We start from the raw sequence: 7546 nt of genomic DNA on the forward strand, positions 1-7546 counted from the left end.
TTCCCCAGAATACACCGCCAGACACGGTCACAGGGGTGCTGTCACCACGTAAAGTCAAGTTGGGTACATCTGTACTGATGGTCCACTTTTGCTCCCCCGTCGCTTGATCGTACGCGACCAACATGCCGCGACTGGTGTTAACGATGATCATATTGCTGTCTGCGACGGGTCTCGCTAGAACTTCACCATCAACTTCAACACGCCACGCTTGTTCGCCCGTTTCAGCATTCAGTGCAATCAATTCACCATTTTCACTGCCAATATAAATCTGGCTATAAGCGGCAATGATTCCGCCGGATAGTCGAGCAGAAACCTCTAACTCTAAATCCGTTTGCCAAAGAGTGTTACCCGTTTCGGAATCCAATGCTTTCACTAACCCGTCGCGGCTTGCCACAAAGACTTTGTCATACGCATATTCAGGCGAAAGTTTAGAGAAATAGTGTCCGACACCTTTGCCTATAGAAGCGCTCCATTGCTGGTCTGGTGTAAACTCACTATCCACTAACGGTACGGGGGCCATAATAATGGTGTCTTCTTCACTGGCACAACCGATAAGTGTGCCCATAGCGATAGCAGAAAGAAGAACCCTACTGAGTAATTTTTTCATTTACAAAAGCCCTTACTTGGCGAGATCATCAAGCTTAAGCTGTAATGTTTGGCTTGCATCAGCCGATTGCTGTGCTTCAGTATACGCTGCGTAAGCCGCATCATTATTGCCTTTTCTTAGTTCAATATCACCGCGTAATTCAGCAATACGACCAGACCAGTTTGCATCGGTAATGTTCGTCAACTCACTTAGAGCACCAGCGTAGTTCTCTTGTTCTGCTTGAATGCGAGCAATACGGTAAGAGATCACAGCTTTAAGCGCTTCGTCTTTGCTGTTGGCTTTTGCCCACTCTAATTGAGCCAATGCTTCATCCAATTGACTCTCTTCGACTTGAACTTTTGCCAATTGAAGGGCTGCAAGTACCGAATATTCAGATTTACCATTCGCCTCAATAAAGCTTTGAACTTTATCTTCACTGCCTGACTGCTCGCTCAACAACGCGGTGATGACTTCGGTATAAGCTTCCGAAGCTTGCTCTTTGCTTTGTAGAGCGGCATCTTGATAATAGCGCCAACCAAAAAGACCACCAAGACCAACGACGGCACCTAAGATCACGGCTTTACCGTTCTCTTTCCACCAGTCTTTAATCGCTTCTACTTGTTGTTCTTCAGTATCGTAGACTTCCACTTGCTGTCCTCTATTATTCAAAAAGTAATGCCTGTTCAGCACCACTTAAAATCAATTTATTATCAAATCAATGGGGAGTTAATTAAATAAGTTCTGCTAATTTAGCAACAACATCCACTTGTGAATACGTGTCTTGCGTTCCACCAAGTAAGTCTTTAAATACCACTGTATTTTCTGCAACTTCGTTTTCGCCCAGCACCAGTGCAACAGCCGCTCCGACTTTATCCGCGCGCTTAAACTGCTTTTTAAAATTGCCGCCGCCGAAGTGATTCATCACTCGAAGACTTGGAACCTGCTCACGAAGTTGTTCGGCAAGCTTCATTCCTGCCATCATCGTGCCTTCACCAGAGGTAATCATGTAGACATCGACACTTCGACGAACGTCGGTAAGTTCGAGAGTCTCCATCATCAGAACCAAGCGCTCTAAGCCCATGGCAAAACCGACTGCCGGTGTTGATTTTCCACCCAGTTGCTCAACAAGACCATCATAACGGCCACCGCCACAAACGGTACCTTGCGCACCTAAACTTTCGGTAATCCATTCAAATACGGTTCGATTATAGTAATCCAGACCACGCACTAAACGGTCATTGACTGTGTATTCGATACCTGCAGCATCAAGAAGTTCACACAATCCAGAAAAATGTTGCGTTGATTCATCATCTAAGTATTCAGATAAACGAGGGGCATCACCTAAAATAGCTTGAACGTCTGGATTTTTTGTATCTAAAACCCTTAAAGGATTAGTGTGCATGCGTCGTTTACAGTCGTCATCCAAGACATCTTCGTGCTGCTCTAGGTACGCAATTAAGGCGGTACGGTAGTTCGCACGTGCATCTAAAGACCCTATCGAATTAAGCTCTAGACGAACATGTTTATCGATGCCTAACTCTCGCCAGAGACGCGCCGTCATCATGATAAGTTCGGCATCAACGTCTGGGCCATTCAATCCAAAAACCTCGACGCCACATTGATGAAATTGGCGGTATCGGCCTTTCTGAGGTCGTTCATGACGAAACATTGGACCCATGTACCATAAGCGCTGCTCTTGGTTATACAGTAATCCATTTTCAATTCCGGCACGCACGCAACCAGCGGTTCCTTCTGGACGTAAGGTTAAGCTATCGCCATTGCGGTCTTCAAATGTGTACATCTCTTTTTCAACAACATCCGTCACTTCACCAATAGCACGGCTAAATAAATGTGTTGATTCTACGATAGGCATACGAACTTCATTGTAACCATAAGCGTTGATGACACTTTTTACAGCACCTTCTACTTTGTGCCACAGCGGAGATTGAGTCGGGAGACAATCGTTCATGCCTCGAATTGCTTGAATAGTTTTTGCCACAATAGATACCGTAAATTAGTTATTGTCGATTTGACGAATGTCGATGCGATTATTTTCATCAAGTTGTGATGCTTTTGCTCGGATTTTTGCTTCTAACTGAGCAACAAGATCATCGTTATCAAATCGTTCTTTTTGACGTTTACCGTCTTCATAAAATGCGCTTTTTTTATTACTTCCTGCTAGACCCAAATGGGAAATTTCAGCTTCACCAGGGCCATTAACCACACAGCCAATAATGGAGACATCCATAGGAGTAATAATATCTTCTAGGCGTTCTTCTAATGCATTGACTGTGCTGATGACATCAAACTCTTGACGAGAACAGCTTGGACAAGCAATAAAGTTGATGCCTCGAGAGCGAATTCGCAGTGATTTTAAAATATCAAAACCGACTTTAATTTCTTCAACCGGATCAGCGGCTAATGATATACGCAGAGTATCACCGATCCCTTCAGCCAAGAGCATTCCTAAGCCAACCGATGATTTAACTGCACCAGCTCGTGCTCCGCCAGCCTCAGTAATACCCAAATGCAGAGGTTGATCGATTCTTTTCGCCAGCAATCGATAGGAATCAACCGCTAAGAAAACATCTGATGCCTTTACACTGACTTTAAACTGGTCAAAGTTAAGACGGTCAAGAATATCGACATGTCTCATCGCCGATTCGACCAAGGCTGCAGGAGTCGGCTCGCCATATTTCACCTGAATCTCTTTTTCTAGCGAACCACCATTGACGCCAATACGAATTGGGATATTTTTGTCTCTTGCGCAATCTACCACCGAGCGAACACGTTCTTCGCTACCAATGTTACCTGGGTTAATTCGTAAGCAATCGACGCCGTACTCCGCCACTTTAAGTGCGATACGGTAATCAAAATGAATATCGGCAACGAGTGGTACCGAGACTTGCTGTTTGATTAACTTAAATGCTTCTGCTGCATCCATAGTGGGAACAGAAACGCGAACGATATCAGCGCCCACGTTTTCAAGTGCTCGAATTTGAGCCACAGTTGCAGCTACATCCGTTGTGCGTGTATTGGTCATAGACTGCACCGCAATAGGCGCGCCATCACCAATAGGTACGTCACCAACGTATATACGTTTCGATGGGCGACGCTTAATAGGGGATTCGTATTGCATAGTTAATTTCTAAGGTAAGGTGAATCTGGCTACTTTACCTGAAGTATACCCAGAAAGGTCAACAGGTTCACTCGCAAATGTCATTGAAACGCTTTCAGGTGCGCCAAGAATAATATTTACGGGTGATTCGGCACCTAACTCAATCGTTTGGCCGGCTTTCTTAATCCCTGTCGAGAGTATTTTTCCGGAAGCGTCTTTGACTTGAATCCAGCAATCGGCACTGAATGTCATCGCTAAAGGTTTTAATAACTCTGATTCTAAAGAAGCAACAGGCTCTGCTTCCAGATTGTTTGAAACGGGCGTTACCGCTGAATCAATCACTTCCGATGATGGAATACTGACATTGTCACTGCTTAAAGTCTTGATCTCATCGTTAGACATTATGTTTGCTTCTGTCTGCTGACCTGAAGTTGAAGCGCTGTCATCTTCAAGCGAGATGTCAGTAGACTCAATAGGACCCTGTTCTAAGGCGGTACTTTCCTGTGGTGGCGCCATTGGTGTGATGACTTCGGCAGACTCAATAGTGTCAACGGGTGTAGGTTGGTTTATATCAGTAACTGGCTCTTCAATTTCGACGTCGTCACTGTTTGATACAACTAATGTGTCTTGCAGTTGATTTTGCCACCACCAGAGAGAAGAAATTGCGATGATTATCGCCAAGATCCCCCATGTGAGCATCATGATACGGCTATCGTTACGCTCACGTTTGGTTTGTCTTGAAAAGCTCATCATTGGCTGTTCTTGAGGTTGGGCATCACCACAATCTGCTAAAGCATCCAAAACAACTTGCTCATCCATATTCACAGCTTTGGCGTACGATCGTAGATAGCCGCGAGTAAATGTCGCCACTTGGCCTGATTCAAAATGGTTCTCTTCAATGCCTTCAATGATCGATAATCTGAGACGTAGACGATCGGCGATTTGTTTTTGAGTCAGCCCTAATTCAATACGACGCTCTTTGAGCAGCGTGCCCGCTTCTGTTGTTTTTTCTGCCACTTGTGGCTCTTCAGTCACGATATCTTGTTCAGTACTCATTAGTAATGTACTTCTCGTTTGGTGGTTCTTGTTCACTGATAACCTTTATTCGTTATAGTTGGTAGTCAGTTCAATGTACAAAAACAGATAGTTGTGGAGGAACGAACCTCACTCAAAATAGAAAAATTCAAGGTATTTACCTCAAAAACCTTTCCAAAAGATGAATCAAATCTGAAACTTCAGACTAATTAGCAATTCTAATAGATATTAGGCGATTAACAATATGTCCTTGCAGCCAAAATCGCAGACAGGTCAAGGTTTTTCACAAAACTTACAAAGATATGAACGGATTTAATTTCAAAATGTGAATACAACAAAGCCAGAGCAAGCTCTGGCTTTGTTCAACGATTCCCCCTAAAGCGATGTTGTTGGGATGGTTTCACCGACAGAAAGCTTTGCTTTGGTGCGTTTAGTTCGGTCAATAACGTCACCGACCAACTGACCACAAGCGGCATCGATATCATCGCCACGTGTTTTTCGTACTGTCACGGTGTAATTGTATTCCATCAATGTTTTCTGGAAACGATCAATCCGAGAGTTACTTGGCTTTTTGTATGGCGAACCAGGATAAGGATTAAAAGGAATCAGGTTTATCTTACAAGGCGTATCTTTCATTAATACGGCCAATTCACGGGCATGGTCCATGTCGTCATTCACATGATCCAATAACACATACTCAACGGTAACTTTGCCACGGTTTGCGTTTGAAGATGCAATATAACGACGCACAGACGCGAGGAAATCTTGAATGTCCCAACGATCATTGATCGGCATAATTTGACTACGTAATGCATCATTGGGGGCGTGCAGAGAAATAGCCAAAGCGACATCAATGTTGTCAGTCATTTGATCAAGACCAGAAACCACACCGGAGGTCGATACCGTCACACGTCGTTTAGACAGTGAAAAACCGAGATCATCAAGCATAATCTCTAGAGATGGAATAAGGTTCTTCATGTTGAGTAGAGGTTCACCCATACCCATCATCACAACGTTAGTAATTGGTCGACGACCGGTTTCTTTCTCTAGGCCGATCTCTCGTGCTGCTCGCCAAATTTGACCTACAATTTCAGATACTTTGAGGTTACGGTTAAAGCCCTGCTGCGCGGTAGAACAGAATTTACACTCCAAAGCACAACCGACTTGTGAAGATACACATAGCGTGGCTCGCTCGCCATCTGGAATATAAACAGTTTCAACGTCTTGATCGCCTACACGCATTGCCCATTTGATCGTACCGTCTGTAGAGTACTGAGCTTCAGAAACCACAGGAGCAACAATTTCACAGCGGTACTGCAATTTTTCTCGCAACTTCTTATTGATGTTGTTCATTTTTTCGAAGTCATCAACGCCGAAATGATACATCCACTTCATTACTTGATCTGCTCGAAAAGCCTTTTCATTGAGTTCTTCAGTGAAAAATTTACGAAGACCTTTACGATCAAAATCGAGTAGATTAGTTTTAGCTTTGGTCATGATGCCTCTCAATGACAGAACAATAATGAAGGGCGCGAATTGTACAGGCTTTATGCAGCATCAACAAGCATTGTAAAACCCTGTGTTTACTAAGACATTCATAGTAAAGCGGTTAAAGTTTATCCATCATTGATTTTTAGGGGAATATAAAAAAGACTCCATCGAAATGGAGCCTTGAATCACCTTGTAACGTATTTTTTCGCTTAACGCATCTTCACTCAGGTTACGCGTTTATTTAACAGGGCGTGGGCAAATTTCAGATGCAGGGAAAAAGTACTCAATCTCCCTTGCCGCTGACTCTGGGCTGTCGGAACCATGTACTGAGTTGTAACGCATGCTGATTGCATAATCCGCTCTTATCGTGCCACAGGCGGCTTCTTCTGGGTTGGTTTTACCCATCAGTTCACGGTAACGTGTGATGGCGTTTTCGCCTTCTAAAACCTGAACCATGATTGGACCCGATGTCATGAATTCTTTTAATGCATCATAAAAAGGCTTGCCTTCATGTTCCGCATAAAAGCCACCTGCTTGCTCTTCCGTTAAGTGTACCATTTTTGCGGCAATCACTTGTAAGCCCGCTTTTTCAATTCGATGATAGATTTCACCGATCAAGTTTCGTTCTACTGCATCGGGTTTTATTATCGAGAATGTTCTTTCAAGAGACATAGTCTTTCCTTGTGCTTCATTAATATCGTCATTAAAAGCAGCCAATAGGGCTGAAAAATAAATTATTTTGCTTGGTCTGTCAGTAAGCGCGCTAAGGTTCTTACTCCCATTCCAGTTGCGCCCCCAGCCCACTTATCACTTGCTGATTTTCGGTAAGTGCCAGCACAATCGAAATGCAGCCAACCTTTTTTATAGTCATCAACAAAGTAAGACAGGAATGCTGCTGCGGTACTTGCACCAGGAGAGTAATCACCCGTGCTGATATTAGAGAGATCGGCAAAATTTGAAGGTAACATTTCTCGGTGAAAGTCCGCTAATGGCAATGGCCATAATCCTTCTTTTTCTTGATTCGCCGCGGTCAAAGCTTGGTGGGAAAGCTCATCATCAAAACTCAATAATGCATGGTAGTCATTTCCTAGTGCATTTTTTGCCGCGCCCGTCAGTGTTGCACAGTCGATAATAAGTTCTGGGTTTTGTTCGCTTGCGTACATAAGACCATCAGCGAGCACTAAGCGCCCTTCTGCATCGGTATTCATGATCTCGACCGTTTTGCCATTTTTATAAGTGATAACATCGCCTAGCTTTAATGCACGACCAGAAATCATGTTTTCAGCGCAGCATAAAATCAGTTTTACACGTTTGTT

7 protein-coding genes and 1 pseudogene are annotated in these 7546 nt (G+C 43.8%); all 8 read right to left on the reverse strand.

Annotated elements, in window-relative coordinates:
* Positions 1 to 607, reverse strand: a 607-nt coding sequence (locus ACP45E_RS06580; RefSeq protein ID WP_158008369.1) for a PQQ-binding-like beta-propeller repeat protein, incomplete at its 3' end; no start/stop codon positions are given.
* 12 nt (positions 608 to 619) lie between these two features.
* Positions 620 to 1234: a YfgM family protein gene (locus ACP45E_RS06585; protein WP_017037090.1), complete on the reverse strand. Its 615-nt coding sequence runs from the start codon at positions 1232 to 1234 to the stop codon at positions 620 to 622.
* A gap of 82 nt (positions 1235 to 1316) precedes the next feature.
* Entirely contained in the window at positions 1317 to 2585 is a 1269-nt protein-coding gene (hisS, locus tag ACP45E_RS06590) for a histidine--tRNA ligase (RefSeq protein WP_017034152.1), read from the reverse strand.
* A gap of 15 nt (positions 2586 to 2600) precedes the next feature.
* Positions 2601 to 3725 carry a flavodoxin-dependent (E)-4-hydroxy-3-methylbut-2-enyl-diphosphate synthase gene (gene ispG / locus ACP45E_RS06595; protein ID WP_017034151.1) on the reverse strand — a complete coding sequence of 375 codons (1125 nt, stop codon included), beginning with the start codon at positions 3723 to 3725 and terminating at the stop codon, positions 2601 to 2603.
* A 9-nt stretch (positions 3726 to 3734) separates the two neighbouring features.
* Positions 3735 to 4760, reverse strand: coding sequence for a cytoskeleton protein RodZ (gene rodZ / locus ACP45E_RS06600; RefSeq protein WP_017034150.1), 1026 nt, complete (start codon positions 4758 to 4760; stop codon positions 3735 to 3737).
* Between the two features lie 354 nt (positions 4761 to 5114).
* Complete coding sequence (locus tag ACP45E_RS06605) at positions 5115 to 6236, reverse strand: bifunctional tRNA (adenosine(37)-C2)-methyltransferase TrmG/ribosomal RNA large subunit methyltransferase RlmN (RefSeq protein ID WP_017034149.1); 1122 nt, start codon at positions 6234 to 6236, stop codon at positions 5115 to 5117.
* A 231-nt stretch (positions 6237 to 6467) separates the two neighbouring features.
* Entirely contained in the window at positions 6468 to 6902 is a 435-nt protein-coding gene (gene ndk / locus ACP45E_RS06610; protein WP_017034148.1) for a nucleoside-diphosphate kinase, read from the reverse strand.
* Positions 6903 to 6964: 62 nt separating this feature from the next.
* A pseudogene (locus ACP45E_RS06615) lies at positions 6965 to 7546 on the reverse strand (aminopeptidase PepB); the annotation flags it as partial.

It is taken from the genome of Vibrio genomosp. F10 str. 9ZD137, assembly GCF_049974785.1.
GTDB lineage: Bacteria > Pseudomonadota > Gammaproteobacteria > Enterobacterales > Vibrionaceae > Vibrio.